The organism is Corynebacterium sp. ZY180755, from assembly GCF_054331495.1.
This window is the reverse complement of record NZ_CM135811.1, coordinates 1,355,743-1,370,498: the sequence shown is the minus strand read 5'-3', so window position 1 is coordinate 1,370,498 and position 14,756 is coordinate 1,355,743. Positions and strand designations below refer to the sequence as shown.

14 protein-coding genes are annotated in these 14,756 nt (G+C 52.6%); 10 read left to right on the top strand and 4 right to left on the bottom strand.

The genetic code is table 11. The features are described from left to right. Window positions 1-3 precede the first annotated feature (3 nt). The 8 genes from sufD to ACXM2N_RS06300 all read left to right on the top strand — a co-directional run bounded on the left by sufD (window position 4) and on the right by ACXM2N_RS06300 (window position 7,036). Complete coding sequence (gene sufD / locus ACXM2N_RS06335; RefSeq protein ID WP_458486998.1) at window positions 4-1,185, top strand: Fe-S cluster assembly protein SufD; 1,182 nt, start codon at window positions 4-6, stop codon at window positions 1,183-1,185. A gap of 47 nt (window positions 1,186-1,232) precedes the next feature. Then, window positions 1,233-1,991, top strand: coding sequence for a Fe-S cluster assembly ATPase SufC (gene sufC / locus ACXM2N_RS06330; protein ID WP_458486996.1), 759 nt, complete (start codon window positions 1,233-1,235; stop codon window positions 1,989-1,991). Window positions 1,992-2,139: 148 nt separating this feature from the next. Next, a complete protein-coding gene (locus ACXM2N_RS06325; RefSeq protein ID WP_458486994.1) occupies window positions 2,140-3,417 on the top strand; it encodes a cysteine desulfurase in 1,278 nt (425 codons plus the stop codon). 75 nt (window positions 3,418-3,492) lie between these two features. Further along, window positions 3,493-3,939: a Fe-S cluster assembly sulfur transfer protein SufU gene (gene sufU / locus ACXM2N_RS06320; RefSeq protein WP_458486992.1), complete on the top strand. Its 447-nt coding sequence runs from the start codon at window positions 3,493-3,495 to the stop codon at window positions 3,937-3,939. Beyond that, a complete protein-coding gene (locus ACXM2N_RS06315) occupies window positions 3,936-4,376 on the top strand; it encodes a metal-sulfur cluster assembly factor (RefSeq protein WP_458486990.1) in 441 nt (146 codons plus the stop codon). Before sufU ends, ACXM2N_RS06315 begins: the two co-directional genes overlap by 4 nt. Before the next feature lie 109 nt (window positions 4,377-4,485). Further along, a complete protein-coding gene (locus tag ACXM2N_RS06310) occupies window positions 4,486-6,117 on the top strand; it encodes an ABC-F family ATP-binding cassette domain-containing protein (RefSeq protein ID WP_458486988.1) in 1,632 nt (543 codons plus the stop codon). A gap of 40 nt (window positions 6,118-6,157) precedes the next feature. After that, complete coding sequence (locus tag ACXM2N_RS06305) at window positions 6,158-6,379, top strand: PLDc N-terminal domain-containing protein (RefSeq protein WP_458486986.1); 222 nt, start codon at window positions 6,158-6,160, stop codon at window positions 6,377-6,379. A gap of 54 nt (window positions 6,380-6,433) precedes the next feature. Beyond that, entirely contained in the window at window positions 6,434-7,036 is a 603-nt protein-coding gene (locus ACXM2N_RS06300; RefSeq protein ID WP_458486984.1) for a DUF4126 domain-containing protein, read from the top strand. A gap of 49 nt (window positions 7,037-7,085) precedes the next feature. Here ACXM2N_RS06300 and ACXM2N_RS06295 read toward each other — a convergent pair whose 3' ends face one another. Both ACXM2N_RS06295 and ACXM2N_RS06290 read right to left on the bottom strand, forming a co-directional pair. Beyond that, window positions 7,086-8,450 carry a DUF711 family protein gene (locus tag ACXM2N_RS06295; RefSeq protein ID WP_458486982.1) on the bottom strand — a complete coding sequence of 455 codons (1,365 nt, stop codon included), beginning with the start codon at window positions 8,448-8,450 and terminating at the stop codon, window positions 7,086-7,088. A gap of 109 nt (window positions 8,451-8,559) precedes the next feature. Then, window positions 8,560-8,829, bottom strand: coding sequence for an ACT domain-containing protein (locus tag ACXM2N_RS06290; RefSeq protein WP_458486980.1), 270 nt, complete (start codon window positions 8,827-8,829; stop codon window positions 8,560-8,562). Between the two features lie 108 nt (window positions 8,830-8,937). On the opposite strand from ACXM2N_RS06290, the gene ACXM2N_RS06285 reads away from it, so the two are divergent. After that, window positions 8,938-9,516, top strand: coding sequence for a DUF1990 domain-containing protein (locus tag ACXM2N_RS06285; RefSeq protein ID WP_458491046.1), 579 nt, complete (start codon window positions 8,938-8,940; stop codon window positions 9,514-9,516). Here the strand turns inward: ACXM2N_RS06285 and ACXM2N_RS06280 are convergent. Further along, a complete protein-coding gene (locus ACXM2N_RS06280) occupies window positions 9,513-10,250 on the bottom strand; it encodes a glutamine amidotransferase-related protein (RefSeq protein WP_458486978.1) in 738 nt (245 codons plus the stop codon). The genes ACXM2N_RS06285 and ACXM2N_RS06280 overlap by 4 nt on opposite strands. 123 nt (window positions 10,251-10,373) lie before the next feature. Continuing rightward, on the bottom strand, window positions 10,374-13,148 hold the full coding sequence (gene acnA / locus ACXM2N_RS06275) for an aconitate hydratase AcnA (protein WP_458486976.1): 2,775 nt from the start codon (window positions 13,146-13,148) through the stop codon (window positions 10,374-10,376). Window positions 13,149-13,651: 503 nt separating this feature from the next. Here acnA and ACXM2N_RS06270 point away from each other — a divergent pair. Beyond that, window positions 13,652-14,128, top strand: coding sequence for an Rv1476 family membrane protein (locus ACXM2N_RS06270; RefSeq protein ID WP_458486974.1), 477 nt, complete (start codon window positions 13,652-13,654; stop codon window positions 14,126-14,128). The last annotated feature ends 628 nt before the right edge of the window (window positions 14,129-14,756 follow it).

The window sequence follows — 14,756 nt, the reverse complement described above, 5'->3', positions numbered from 1 at the left end:
CAAATGACCGCAACTCCACAAAACGCCACTGTCCACAACACCAAGGGCGATTTGTTCTCTTCCACCAACGTTGAGGACTTCACCGTTCCACACGGCAAGGACGAGGTCTGGCGCTTCGTACCTTTGCGACGTCTCCGTGGCTTGCACGACGGTACGTTCGCGGAAGCCGTCACCGCTGACATCGAGGTCGACATTCCAGCTAACGCCGAAGGCGTTAGCGTTGAAGAGGTATCAAAGGATAGCGAGCTCGTTGGCCGTTCTGGCGCTCCGATTGACCGCGTTGGTGCGCAGGCCTTCACCTCCACCGAGAAGGCAACCGTCGTTCGTATTTCCAAGGACACCGTTAACAAGGAGCCAGTAACCGTTAAGGTCACTGGCAAGGGTGCAGACGTTACCTCTTTCGCTCATATCGTCATTGATATCGAGCGTGGAGCTGAGGCAACTGTTGACCTGCGCTACGTTGGATCCGGAACTCACGCTGACAATGTTGAGTTTGTTATCGGTGATAACGCACGACTCAATGTTATCGTTGACGCTTCTTGGGACGATGACGCAGTCCATCTCTCCGGCCAGCAGGCCATCCTGGGCCGTGACTCCGTCCTTCGCCACGCAGCAGCAGTGTTTGGTGGTGACGTTGTCCGCATGGTTCCTCGCGTGAAATTCACCGCAGCGGGTGGCGACGCAGAAATGCTTGGCGTTTACTTCGCTGATGATGGACAGTTCTTTGAGCAGCGACTACTGGTTGACCACGCTGTAGCAAACTGTCGTTCCAATGTTTTGTACAAGGGTGCTCTGCAGGCTGATCCATCTTCTGATAAGCCAGAAGCACGCACCGCTTGGGTAGGTGACGTACTTATTCGCGCTGAGTCTGAAGGAACCGATACCTACGAGGCAAACCGCAACCTTGTTCTCACTGAAGGCGCACGTGCAGACGCTGTTCCAAACCTTGAGATCGAGACCGGCAACATCGTTGGGGCAGGCCACGCAGCTACCGTTGGTCGATTCGATGACGAGCAGGAGTTCTACCTACTCTCCCGTGGTATTCCTCCTGAAGAGGCACGCCGCTTGATCGTTCGTGGCTTCTTCTCCGAAGTCATTGGACGCATCCCTGTGGAAGAGATTCGCCAAGAACTCGAAACCCGTGTTGGCCGTGAGCTAGAGACCCTTCAGGCTCGCCAAGGCTAAAACCAAAAGAATTGTCCACTCTTTTACCCGAAAGACTTTTGAATTCAATGAGCACTCTCGAGATTAAGAACCTGCACGCGCAGGTCATCCCAGCGGATGAGAACGCTGAACCAAAGCCTATCCTTAAGGGCGTCAACCTCACCATTAACTCCGGCGAGATTCACGCAATCATGGGTCCTAACGGCTCCGGTAAGTCCACCTTGGCCTACACCCTCGCCGGACACCCACGCTACGAAATCACCGACGGCGAAGTCTTGCTCGACGGCGAAAACATCCTGGAAATGGAAGTTGACGAGCGCGCACGTGCAGGTCTGTTCCTGGCGATGCAGTACCCAACTGAGATCCCAGGTGTATCCATGGCGAACTTCCTGCGCTCTGCTGCCACTGCCGTTCGCGGTGAGGCACCTAAGCTACGCGAATGGGTTAAGGAAGTTAAGGAAGCGCAGGACAAGCTGTCAATCGACAAGTCATTCTCCGACCGCTCCGTGAATGAGGGCTTCTCTGGTGGCGAGAAGAAGCGCCACGAGGTACTTCAGCTAGACCTGCTGCGCCCTAAGTTCGCTGTTATGGATGAGACTGACTCTGGTCTGGACGTTGACGCGCTTCGCGTTGTTTCCGAAGGCATCAACAACTACCAGGAGGAAACCAACGGCGGCATCCTCATGATTACTCACTACAAGCGTATTCTGAACTACGTTAAGCCTGACTACGTTCACGTTTTTGCTAACGGCCAGATCATCACCTCTGGTGGCCCTGAGTTGGCTGATCAGCTCGAAGAAAACGGTTACGACCAGTTCCTTAAGTAAAGCGGTTCAGCCTACCCAGTGAGTCTAGTTGGACCACGATAAAGGTATATAGTGCGCTAGCGGTCACTCTTAGGAAGCGTGGACTGCTAGCGCACTGCGCGTTATCTCAAACATTTAAACTTTTCCTCCACATACCAAAGGAGCAGGCATGAGCACTGACCAGGGATCTTCATTTCTCTTAAACGACGGCACCCTTGACGTTGAGGCATTGCGTGCGGAATTTCCTATTTTGTCGCGGACTGTCCGCGATGGGAAAAAGCTCGTTTACTTGGATTCTGGAGCGACCTCGCAGCGCCCAATGCGTGTATGGAAGGCGGAAGAGCACTTTGTGATGCATACCAATGCTCCTGTGCATCGCGGTGCGTACCAGCTAGCTGAAGAGGCAACTGATGCCTACGAGATCGCCCGCAATGATATCGCGAGCTTTGTGGGCGCAAAGAACGACGAGATAGCGTTCACCAAGAACGCAACTGAAGCTTTAAACCTTGTTGCTTACACCTTGGGGGATAAACGCGCTGGCGATCTAGCGGTATCTGAGGGTGACACCGTGGTTGTCACCGAGCTCGAGCATCATGCCAATCTTGTCCCTTGGCAAGAATTGTGTGAACGTACCGGCGCAACGTTGAAGTGGTTTTCCACTACCGAGGACGGTCGCATTGACGTAGACTCCCTCGAACTGGATGAATCCGTGAAGGTGGTAGCTTTCACACACCAGTCCAACGTAACTGGTGCAGTCGCGCCGGTTGAGGAGATTGTTAAGCGAGCGCGGGCGGTGGATGCACTCGTAGTTCTCGATGCTTGTCAGTCCGTACCTCACATGCCGGTTAATTTCCGTGAGCTTGACGTTGACTTTGCCGCGTTTTCTGGGCATAAAATGTGCGGGCCAAATGGAGTAGGTGTCCTTTACGGTAAGCAGGAACTCTTGGGTAAGCTGCCACCATTCCTCACTGGCGGCTCTATGATTGAGGTCGTCAAGATGGAAGGTTCTACCTTTGCCCCAGCACCGCTGCGTTTTGAGGCCGGAACACAGATGACATCACAGGTGGTGGGCCTAGGCGCTGCTGTGAAGTTTTTGTCTGAGATCGGAATGCGCAACATTGCTGACCATGAAAACAAGCTCACCGCGTATGCGTTGAGGAAGCTCACGGAGATTGACGGTCTCACGATCCTTGGCCCGGAGGTTGCCGTTAATCGCGGTGGGGCTATTAGCTTTGTGGTTGATGGTATTCACCCGCATGATCTAGGCCAAGTGTTGGACGACCATGGTGTGTGCATCCGTGTTGGTCACCACTGTGCGTGGCCAATCCACCGAAGCAAAGGTATTCAAGCCACTGCTCGTGCTTCGTTCTACTTCTACAACACCGAAGAAGAAATAGATGCGCTAGTTGAGGCTATTAGGAATGCAAAGCGCTTCTTTGGCGTTTAAACAAGAGACGGCAACTACAAGGTAGGCTTGAGCCCACAGCATTACCCGCTTTTACAAAGGATTGTTTGAAGCACTGTGAATCTTGAATCGATGTATCAGGAAGTTATCCTGGACCACTATAAAAACCCCCAACACAAAGGTCTACGTGATGCCTTCGATTCTGAAGTCCATCATGTGAACCCATCCTGTGGTGACGAAATCACCCTTCGAGTTCTCATCAGCGATGACGGCTCGAAGGTGGAGGACGTTTCTTACGATGCGACCGGCTGCTCGATCAGTCAGGCATCTGCGTCCGTTATGGCTGAGGAGATTCTCGGCCAGAGCGTTGAAGTGGCCATGAAGAAACTAGCTGACTTCGAGGAAATGATTACCTCGCGTGGCCAGTACGAGGGTGATGAGGACTTAATTGGTGATGGCATCGCTTTCACCGGTGTGTCCCAGTACCCAGCACGCGTTAAGTGTGCACTCTTGGGTTGGAAAGCATTCCAAGCCGCAACTTCCGAAGCATTGGAGAAAAAATGAGTGAAGAAAATTCCCCAATCAATGAGGACACTCCTGCAGTAGAGCAGAATGAACAAGTGACTTCCTCATTTGATTCCGCTGAACCAGCGGCAGCCTCTCGTCCACCACAAAGTGACGAGGATCTAGCCAAGGCAAGTGACGTAGAAGAGTACATGCGTGACGTTATTGACCCAGAATTGGGCATTAACGTTATTGACTTGGGTCTTGTATACGAAATCTGGATCGAGAACGGCAACGAAGCGCACATCAACATGACCCTCACTTCTCCTGCATGTCCGTTGACGGACGTGCTAGAGGAGCAAGCTGAGCAAGCGGTTGTTGGCTCTGGCGTTGTTGACAAACTGGTTCTCAACTGGGTTTGGATGCCGCCATGGGGTCCACAGATGATCACAGAAGAAGGTCGCGAACAATTGCGCGCCCTTGGTTTCTCAGTCTAGGTAACTTTAGCCTTGGTTGTTTGGCCCTCGTCAAGAATCGTTTGACGAGGGCTTTCCTGTATCTTCTCAATGCCAGTTTTCCAGCATTTTCTTGATATAGTGGGCGCTTGTGATTGTGACCCAAGACTTAGAAGTACGTGTAGGCGCCCGAACTCTCCTGACTGCTCCTGGTCAACACCTTCGAGTGCAACCGGGTGATCGCATTGGTCTTGTCGGTCGCAACGGTGCGGGTAAAACCACTACCATGCGCATCCTATCCGGTGAGACTGAACCTTATGGTGGTTCGATCATGCGATCAGGAGAAATTGGTTATCTCCCGCAGGACTCTCGTGAGGGAAACATCGAGCAGACCGCGCGTGATCGTGTCCTTTCTGCCCGAGGCTTGGACTCCATCATGCGCAATATGGATCGTCAGCAGGAAATTATGGAGACTACTGAGAATCCAACCATGCGCGATAAGGCCATTAAGAAGTATTCTCGCCTCGAGGAGCGTTACCACCAGCTCGGTGGTTATGAGGCCAATGCTGAGTGCTCTCAGATCTGTGACAATTTGGGCTTGCCTGCGCGCATTCTGGACCAGCCACTCAAGACATTGTCCGGTGGTCAGCGCCGCCGAGTTGAACTCGCTCAGATTCTTTTCGCTGCGTCGGCGGGGTCTGGAAAATCTTCTACAACGTTGCTTTTGGACGAACCCACTAACCATTTGGACGCTGACTCCATAAGTTGGCTGCGTGGGTTCCTGGCCAAACACGAGGGTGGCCTCATTATGATTTCACACGATGTGGAGCTGCTCGACGCCGTCTGTAACAAAATATGGTTCCTTGACGCAGTGCGCGCCGAAGCTGATGTCTACAACATGGGGTTTGCCAAGTACAAGGATGCTCGCGCCACAGACGAAGCACGCCGACGTCGCGAACGCGCGAACGCGGAGAAGAAGGCCAGCGCCCTACGCGACCAAGCGGCGCGCTTGGGCGCCAAGGCAACCAAGGCTGCCGCGGCAAAGCAGATGCTCGCCCGCGCAGATAAGATGATGGGTTCGCTGGATGAAGTCCGGAAGGCAGACCGTGTCGCCCATATTTCTTTCCCCGAGCCTGCTCCGTGTGGCAAGACGCCTTTGAACGCTACCGGTTTGACCAAAATGTATGGCTCGTTGGAGGTTTTCGCCGGAGTTGATTTGGCCATTGATAAGGGCTCTCGTGTGGTTGTGCTGGGCTTTAACGGTGCGGGTAAGACCACACTGCTGAAGCTCTTGGCAGGTGTTGAGAGAACAGATGGTGAGGGTGGAATCGTCACAGGCCACGGGCTCAAGATAGGTTACTTCGCTCAGGAGCATGACACTATCGATCCCGAAAAGACCGTGTGGGAAAACACCATCGAGGCGTGTCCAGAGGCGGGTGAGCAAGACCTTCGAGGACTGCTAGGAGCATTCATGTTCCAAGGTGAGCAGTTGGATCAGCCAGCGGGTACCTTGTCTGGCGGCGAGAAGACGCGTCTAGCATTGGCTGCCTTGGTGTCTTCTCGAGCCAATGTATTGCTTCTGGACGAGCCAACAAACAACCTTGATCCGCAGTCACGCGAGCAAGTATTGGATGCACTGCGTACGTACACGGGTGCCGTCGTGTTGGTGACGCACGATCCGGGCGCGGTTCGCGCCCTCGAACCCGAGCGGGTGATCGTGCTGCCCGACGGTGACGAGGACTTGTGGAGCGATGAGTACATGGAGATCGTGGAACTAGCGTAACGTCGTTAAGAGAGAACACCTTCACGATTAAGGAGAACCTGTGGCCCCTAAGCATAAGCAGTGGAGTGAGCTATCTGACTCCCAGAAGCGTTTGATTGGCGGAATAAGCGTTGCTGATCTTGTAGCTAAGGCAAGTGCTCTGCGCTCCCTGTACAAGACGGACGCTAAGGATATCCGAGGCCCAAAGTGGCTATGGGCAATCATCATCATCGTGGTCAACACCGCGGGCCCAGCTGCCTTCTATACAGTTGGCCGCAAATAGGAAAGAAACCATCGCGAAAGTGGCTTTTAGGAAGTCCTGTGTTTTACTTAGAACATGGGACTTTCTGCTGCTATCGGTCTAGCCACCTCCGCTGGTCTTAACGCGTACATCCCGTTGCTGGTGTACGGGGTCTTGGCCCGCTACACGGATTACGTCAATCTTCCTGAAGGTTGGATGTGGCTGACGGATCCAATCTTGTTGGCAATAGTGGGCATCTTACTCATCATCGAAATAATTGCAGATAAGATTCCTGCTGTTGATTCAGCCAATGACATCATTCAAACGCTAGTGCGTCCAACATCAGGTGGAATAATATTCGCTTCCGCATTCGCGGAGGAAAACCTTGTTAGTTCCTCCGCCATATTCCAACAGACTCAAACGTGGGTATGGATTGCAGTTGGTTTTGTGGTTGCTCTAGTAATGCACCTTGTCAAGACGACGGCCAGGCCAGTCGTTAACGCTGGCACAGTGGGCACCGGAACGCCGGTGGTTTCAACAGCTGAGGACGTGGTGTCCGCATCTTTGGCAGCTGCGGCAATCTTTGCACCTTTCCTCGTCTTCATTATCCTGGCCGCATTCCTTGTGCCTGTCATGTGGCTTATCACCAAAATGCGTGGCCGTCGCAGCAAGCACAAAGGCGACACGATAGTCCACTAAAAAAGGGCGACTTCCCAAGAACATGGGAAGTCGCCCTTTAGGCTGCTGCCTAGTTGCGGAATCCGTGAACTGGGGCAGGGATGTGGCCACCACGGTGGATGAACTCAGAGTTATCAACAGTGGACACTGGAATCACAGGCGCGTAACCGAGAAGGCCTCCGAAGTTGACCTCATCACCAGGTTTAGTTCCTGGTACTGGGATTACGCGTACAGCGGTGGTCTTGTGGTTCATCACGCCGATCGCTGCCTCGTCTGCGATCATGCCGGATATTAGCTCAGCGGATGTGTCTCCTGGGATAGCAACCATATCCAAGCCAACGGAGCAAATTGCAGTCATTGCCTCAAGCTTGTCAATGGAGATATTCCCGGCGCGGACAGAGTCAATCATTCCCTTGTCTTCTGAGACGGGGATGAAGGAACCAGACAAGCCGCCAACCCGGGAGCAGGCCATCATTCCGCCCTTCTTTACCGCATCATTGAGAAGTGCAAGAGCAGCAGTGGTTCCGTGGGTACCTACCTGCTTAAGTCCCATGTGCTCCATGATGTGAGCTACAGAATCGCCCAATTCTGCAGTTGGGGCAAGGGATAGATCTACGATGCCGAAAGGCACACCAAGGCGGTCAGAAGCCATGGTACCTACCAGTTGACCCGCACGGGTGATCTTGAACGCTGCCTTCTTAATTGCCTCAGCGACCTCATCAAGGCTGTGGCCGTCGAGGTCGCCCAGCGCACGGTTGACTACACCTGGGCCAGACACACCAACGCTTACAACACAGTCAGGTTCTTCCACACCGTGGAATGCGCCGGCCATGAAAGGGTTATCTCCAACGGCGTTAGCAAAGACGACGAGCTTTGCACAGGCGATTGCCGATCGATCCTTTGTTAACTCTGCAGCTTCTTTGACTACTTCACCCATGGTGCGAACCGCATCCATGTTGATGCCTGCTCGAGACGAGCCAATGTTGACGGAGGAGCAGACTACGTCGGTTTCCGTAAGCGCTTCCGGAATGGAACGAATCAAGGCAACGTCACCTGGAGTCATTCCCTTTTCCACAAGCGCGGAGTAACCTCCAATGAAATTTACGCCTACTTCCTTTGCTGCCCTGTCTAACGCCTTGGCAATCTCTACGGGAGATCCTTCGACTGACTGTGCAATGAGGGAGACTGGGGTAACGGAGATACGCTTATTTACAATGGGGATACCGAGTTCACGCTCGATACCTTCACACGTAGATACGTGATTTGCGGCTAGCCGAGTGATCTTGGAGTAGACGGCGTCACAGGTCTCGGCCATAGATCCACGAACACAGTCGAGCAAGCTAATGCCCATTGTCACGGTGCGGATGTCAAGTCGGTACTGTTCAATCATCTCGATAGTTTCGAGAATATTGCCGGTTGAATGCTGGATAGTCATATCAGAAGAAGTCTTTTCGTTTCTGGAAGTTCCTCGGTGATTATGCGCGAAGAACTCACCTCACAGCTAAAGCGAGGTTAGTGAAAAAGGGAACCAAACGATGGGGTGCCTAGATGGTGTTCATGGCATCAAAAATCGCCTGAGATTGAATCCTGATAACCAGTTTCTCCCTCTCACTAACTTCATCCATTCGTTCTTGGATGGAAGCGATATCCGTCTTGGATTCGTCAAAAGCGACGTGGAGGATCATGGTGAAGTAATCATCCATGAGAGTTTGCGACACGTTGTGGATATTTACGTCCATCTCGGCACAAGCAGTTGATACAGCAGCAATAATTCCGGTGTGATCAACACCGGTTACGGTCATAATGGCAAACATAGAGTTCATGGTACTTGCTAATGTTGCAAAAACCGCTTTTGACGCTTCTGAGTACTAAGCTTAATTGGTCACTGAGAACAAAACGGAAGAAGAAATCGCGTGGAAAAGATGGAGTCATCTTTGACTTATCCCGATCAACTACAACTTGCGACCATTAAAATGGCTGGTGGCTTTTCCAGCACGCAGCTCGGTTTAGGGACCGGATGGAACATCAGGAATGAACGCGAAGTCATCGGCCATGGCATTGGCGCGTTTGAGTCCGCTAGTTCCGCTCTCATTAGTTTTAACGTTCATCGCGCAGCCGGAATGAGCGTGAACGAAGAAGGCACACTCGTCCAATTGTCACTAGGGCCAACCTTGAATCCGGTTTCCGTTCTGTGCAAATCTAGCGGAATCCCAGGGGAGGACCTTCAACGTCACAGCGCTAACAACGGTCAAGTTTTTCCCGGCGTCCTCAACACAATAATGGTGTACGGCACTCTTCCCCGTCACATTGAAAGTGGGGAAGAAGCCTTTCTGGTATACATGGATTCCGAAGAACGGGTCTACTCCCAGATTGTGGCTTTTTCTCGTCATCAGTGGCTAGTAGCAAAGCTATGTGACCCGCTTGCGCGTAAGGGCCAAGATTTTATTACTAGACGCTACTTCAATGCACTCGCCTTAGCCACCGAGGGTAGGTTGTCTTAGGCCGCCTCACAGTAGGAAACAAAGTTAGCAAGCAAGCTATGGGCTACGGAGGTGTCTACCGCGGAAACCTCCGCGACGATGGATTCGTAGTCCTCTAGCTTGAAGTAGCCGTAGTCCTTGTAAAAGTCCATGCGTGTCTTCATCGCAGCGCCGTTCATCTCCAGATGAAATTGGCTAGCCCACACGTTCTTCCCATAACGCAATAGCTGGAACGGGCAGGTGGGGCCGGTTGCTAGGACTTCCACCCGCGCGGTTACACTCCCTATAGCTTCTGTGTGGCCTGTGAGCGCGTCGAAGTGGCTAGGAAGATTCTTGCACAACACGTCTTGTTTGCCTTTTTGAGTTAGCTCCACCGAACTAACTCCGGAATCTTCAGCCCATTGATGGTTAACTTCGCCCCCAACGAAGTCGGCTAACCAACTAGCTCCAAAGCAAATTAGGAAAACTGGCTTGCCGCACTCTACCAGCGTCTTTAGCAGAATGTTCACATGCTTTTGGTAAGGCGAATAAGCTTCGGGATCTGCTTCATTGGTGACGTTCAGGGAACTCCCGCCAACAATGATGCCTGAGTACTCCTGTAGATTTGGGAGTTCGAAAGACTCGTCTAAAACAACCAGGTGATCAAGGTTTTCTTCGGGCATCTGCGTTGCGCGTAAGACATCGTTGTACTCTGCAACAGCCACACTGGAACCTATTCCATGCGTGCGAAGTGAAACCATGAGAATTTTAGACATAACCGATATTCTATACCGCTTGGTCTAGGTTGCGGAAACTGCCCAGTTCATACCTTTTCAAGTGCACAGCAAAGGGGCCACATCAAGATGACGTGGCCCCTTGGCTAACAGCTAATCAAGTAATTAGGACTTGATCATCTGACGCAGAACGTACTGCAGAATACCGCCGTGGCGGAAGTAGTCAGCCTCACCCGGGGTGTCGATACGAACCTTGGCATCGAACTCAACGGTGGTGCCGTCTTCCTTGGTTGCGACAACCTTAACGGTCTCAGGGGTTACACCGTTGTTGAGCTCTTCGATGCCAGTGATATCGAAGGTCTCATGACCGGTGAGGCCCAGGGACTCGTGGGACTCGCCCTCAGGGAACTGCAATGGGATAACGCCCATGCCGATGAGGTTGGAGCGGTGGATGCGCTCGAAGGACTCGGTAATAACTGCCTTAACGCCCAGGAGGTTGGTGCCCTTAGCAGCCCAGTCGCGGGAAGAACCGGTGCCGTACTCCTTACCAGCCAGAACGACCAGTGGAATGCCAGCAGCCTTGTAGTTCTCGCAAGCATCGTAGATGAATGCCTGAGGTGCGCCTTCCTGAGTGAAGTCCAGGGTGTAGCCACCGGTAACATCAACCAGCTGGTTAGCAAGGCGGATGTTTGCGAAGGTACCACGCATCATTACCTCGTGGTTGCCACGGCGGGAGCCCAGGGAGTTGTAGTCGTTGCGAGCAACGCCGTTCGCATCGAGGTACTGAGCAGCTGGGGTACCAGGCTTGATGGAGGAAGCAGGGGAGATGTGGTCGGTGGTGACGGAATCGCCCAGCTTAGCAAGAACGCGAGCGCCCTTGATATCGGTTACAGCCTCTGGCTCCAGTGGCATGCCATCGAAGTATGGAGCCTTGCGGATGTAAGTGGAATCCTCGTTCCAAGCAAAGGTCTTGCCGGTAGGGATATCCAGCTCCTGCCACTCCTTGTCGCCCTTGAATACATCGGCGTAGTCAGCTTCGTAGAGCTCACGGGAGATGCAACCAGCAATGGTCTCCTCGATCTCCTCGGTGGATGGCCAGATGTCCTTCAGGAAGACGTCGTTGCCGTTCTTGTCCTGACCCAGTGCATCGGTTTCGAAGTCGAAGTCCATGGTGCCAGCAATTGCGTATGCAATTACCAGTGGTGGAGAAGCCAAGTAGTTCATCTTGACATCTGGGGAAATACGACCCTCGAAGTTACGGTTACCGGAGAGAACAGCGGTAGCGGTCAGGTCGTGCTCGTTGATAGCTGCAGAAACCTCAGCTGGGAGCGGACCGGAGTTACCGATGCAGGAAGCACAGCCGAAACCGGAGAGGTAGAAGCCCATAGCCTCAAGGTCCTTCCAGAGATCAGCGCGCTTGAAGTAGCCGTCAACGACCTGGGAACCTGGTGCACAAATGGTCTTGACCCATGGCTTTGCCTTCAGGCCGAGTTCATTTGCCTTGCGTGCCAGCAGGCCAGCACCGATAAGAACGGATGGGTTAGAGGTGTTGGTGCAGGAGGTGATGGAAGCGATTGCCACCATGCCGTGGTCAATGGTGTACTCGCCACCGTTGCCGGACTGCACAACAACTGGCTTGGACTCGCGTCCCTCAGCGCCAGCAGCAGCGGACTCGCCGTTGCCTGCGAAGGATGCATTGTAGGCATCGCCTTCAACTGGGGTTGCCTTGATTGGCTCAGCGGAGGTTCCGCCGGTGTTGTAATCAGGCAGCTGCTTGCGGAAGGTTTCCTTTGCCTCGGTCAGCAGGATGCGGTCCTGAGGACGCTTTGGACCTGCGATGGAAGGAACAACAGTGGACAGGTCCAGCTCGAGGTACTCGGAGTACTCAGCTTCTGGAGCGTCCTGCTCCAGCCACATGCCCTGAGCCTTTGCGTAAGCCTCAACAAGAGCGATCTGCTCTTCTGGGCGGCCGGTGAGGTGCATGTACTTGGTGGTCTCTTCGTCAATAGGGAAGATTGCACAAGTGGAGCCGAACTCTGGGGACATGTTACCGATGGTTGCGCGGTTAGCCAGAGGAATGGACTTAACACCGTTTCCGTAGAACTCAACGAACTTCTGAACTACGCCGTGCTTACGGAGCATGTCGGTGATGGTCAAAACGACGTCAGTTGCGGTAACGCCCGCTGGGATCTCACCGGTGAGCTTGAAGCCAACTACCTTAGGGATCAGCATGGAAACTGGCTGGCCAAGCATTGCTGCCTCGGCCTCAATGCCGCCAACGCCCCAACCGAGAATGCCGAGACCGTTCTCCATGGTGGTGTGGGAGTCAGTACCAATACAGGTATCTGGGTAGGCAAGACCTTCGTTGTCGAAAACAACGCGAGCGAGGTACTCGATGTTTACCTGGTGGACAATACCGGTTCCAGGAGGAACAACGCGGAAATTGGAGAAGTTCTCAGCACCCCAACGCAGGAACTGGTAGCGCTCCTCGTTACGCTCGTACTCGATATCAACGTTGGTCTTCAGTGCGTCAGCAGAGCCGAAAGCCTCGATGATAACGGAGTGGTCAATAACCATTTCTGCTGGGTTGAGAGGGTTGACCTTATCTGGGTCGCCGCCCAGAGTCTTGACAGCCTCACGCATGGTTGCGAGGTCTACCACACATGGAACACCGGTGAAGTCCTGCATGAGGACGCGAGCTGGGGTGAACTGGATCTCGATGGAAGGCTCAGCCTTTGGATCCCAGTTAGCAATAGCTTTGATGTGTTCGGTGGTGATGTTAGCGCCATCCTCCGTACGCAGAAGGTTTTCGCCGAGAACCTTCAGGGAGTAAGGCAGCTTCTCCATGCCCTCGACAGCGTTGAGTGCGTAGTAGTCGTAAGACTTGTCGCCAACCTCAAGCTTCTGCTTGGCATTGAAGGAGTTCTTGCTTTCAGACACAGTGAGCTCCACTTCGTTAAATATGGGTGATCAGAGATAAATACTGTTCACACGCGCTTGCTGATAGTGTCCAAGGCCCACAGGGGCCTGATGTAATACTGACCGGCAAGTAGCGTAGTTAGTTCTGCCGCCGAAGGCATGCTCAAGGCATGTCAACGTCGCCTGACGCCCATATTATCAGTAGGAATGCCTATTGGTATGTTTTACACCCCCACGCTGAAGAAATGTTTTCACCACATTAATGCAGCCTAACTATGATTTTTTCGCAGCGGATCACGGTGACCATTTAGAAAGCAACTGTTGGTTACATTCTCAGACGAACATCTGGGTTGGAACCAGTTAAGGAATAGACCGTCTTTTGCCCCCGTTGGCTCCCCCGAAGTAGTGCACGGTCCACACGGTGACTAGTTTTCCATCGTGGAGTTTCACTCCCGTGGGGCTCATGGTTTCGCTGTACAGTCACTAGGGACCGAATCAAATATTAAAAAGTGAGGAACAGTAGCGTGATTCCAGCCGATGTTGATATGGGGGATCTCACTAAGCAGCTGGCGGACGATCAAGTCGCACTCGAAAGCCCTAACTCTCAGCTGCATGGTGATCTGCTGTCTGTTGTGCAGGATTTATCTTCATCAGAATTTGGAACTGTGGGAATCGCGGTGCTTGATGAAACGCCTCAGCAGACAGCGGACCTGCGGGACATTGCCCAAGTTTTGCTTGACGAGTCGACTCTTGAGTCCGTTATTGTCCGAGCACCTTCCTCGGGTGCGATTGTTAGTGACGTGCATTCACGAGCTGATATTGAATCTGCCCAATGGGATTTTCTTGCCAATCCAGATTATGCCGAGGCGACCAGGACCCTTGGTGACCATATCCTAAACAATCCCGTCAACGATCACCTCTTAAGTCTGCTTTTGATCGCACTGACCGTGGTAGGTGTTGTGGCGTCAATAGTGGTGACTTTCATCTTCGCCCGAAGGTAAAAGCCTTCATTAGGGTGTGTTAATCACTAGCTTCGGGGATTAGAAAAGCCCGGCTGTGTTTACGGCGTGTAACACAGCCGGGCTTTCGCTATGTGGCCGCCAAATAACGAGCTGAGAACTTCCCTTACGGCCAATCCAAGCACCTCTTGTGTGCTACACCGCAGATGGAAATATAAAGTACACGGGCTAGACGTTTAGATTTAGACTAAAAGGTCTAGTGTCAAAGCTAGACCTAATTGGGTCAAACCAGAGAATCCTCAAGGTTTAAAAAGTGGCATAAATCACAATAATGTACGGCGTGTCATTTTATCGCAGGTCACGATATAAAAGTGGTGGTAGTGATCCTGTTATACGACTGTGATTAATGAGATAAAGAAGCGACAAAGTGAAAAAAGTACTCTAAGGTTCCAATTGTCGACTTACGGGTCGATTCTAGAAACTTGATTTTCACCTTTAACAGTTTTTCGGCTTAGGTTCGACATTAGATCACCTCAGACCTATTTCGGGCATGTGGGGAAGCACGCATCGAGATACGAGGATGATCGGAGTTTCATCTAGCTGTTGAGGCTCAGGTGGTGATGAAGCGAATGGGGTCTACCTGTGGGTCATTCCGACTATCACCGTTAAC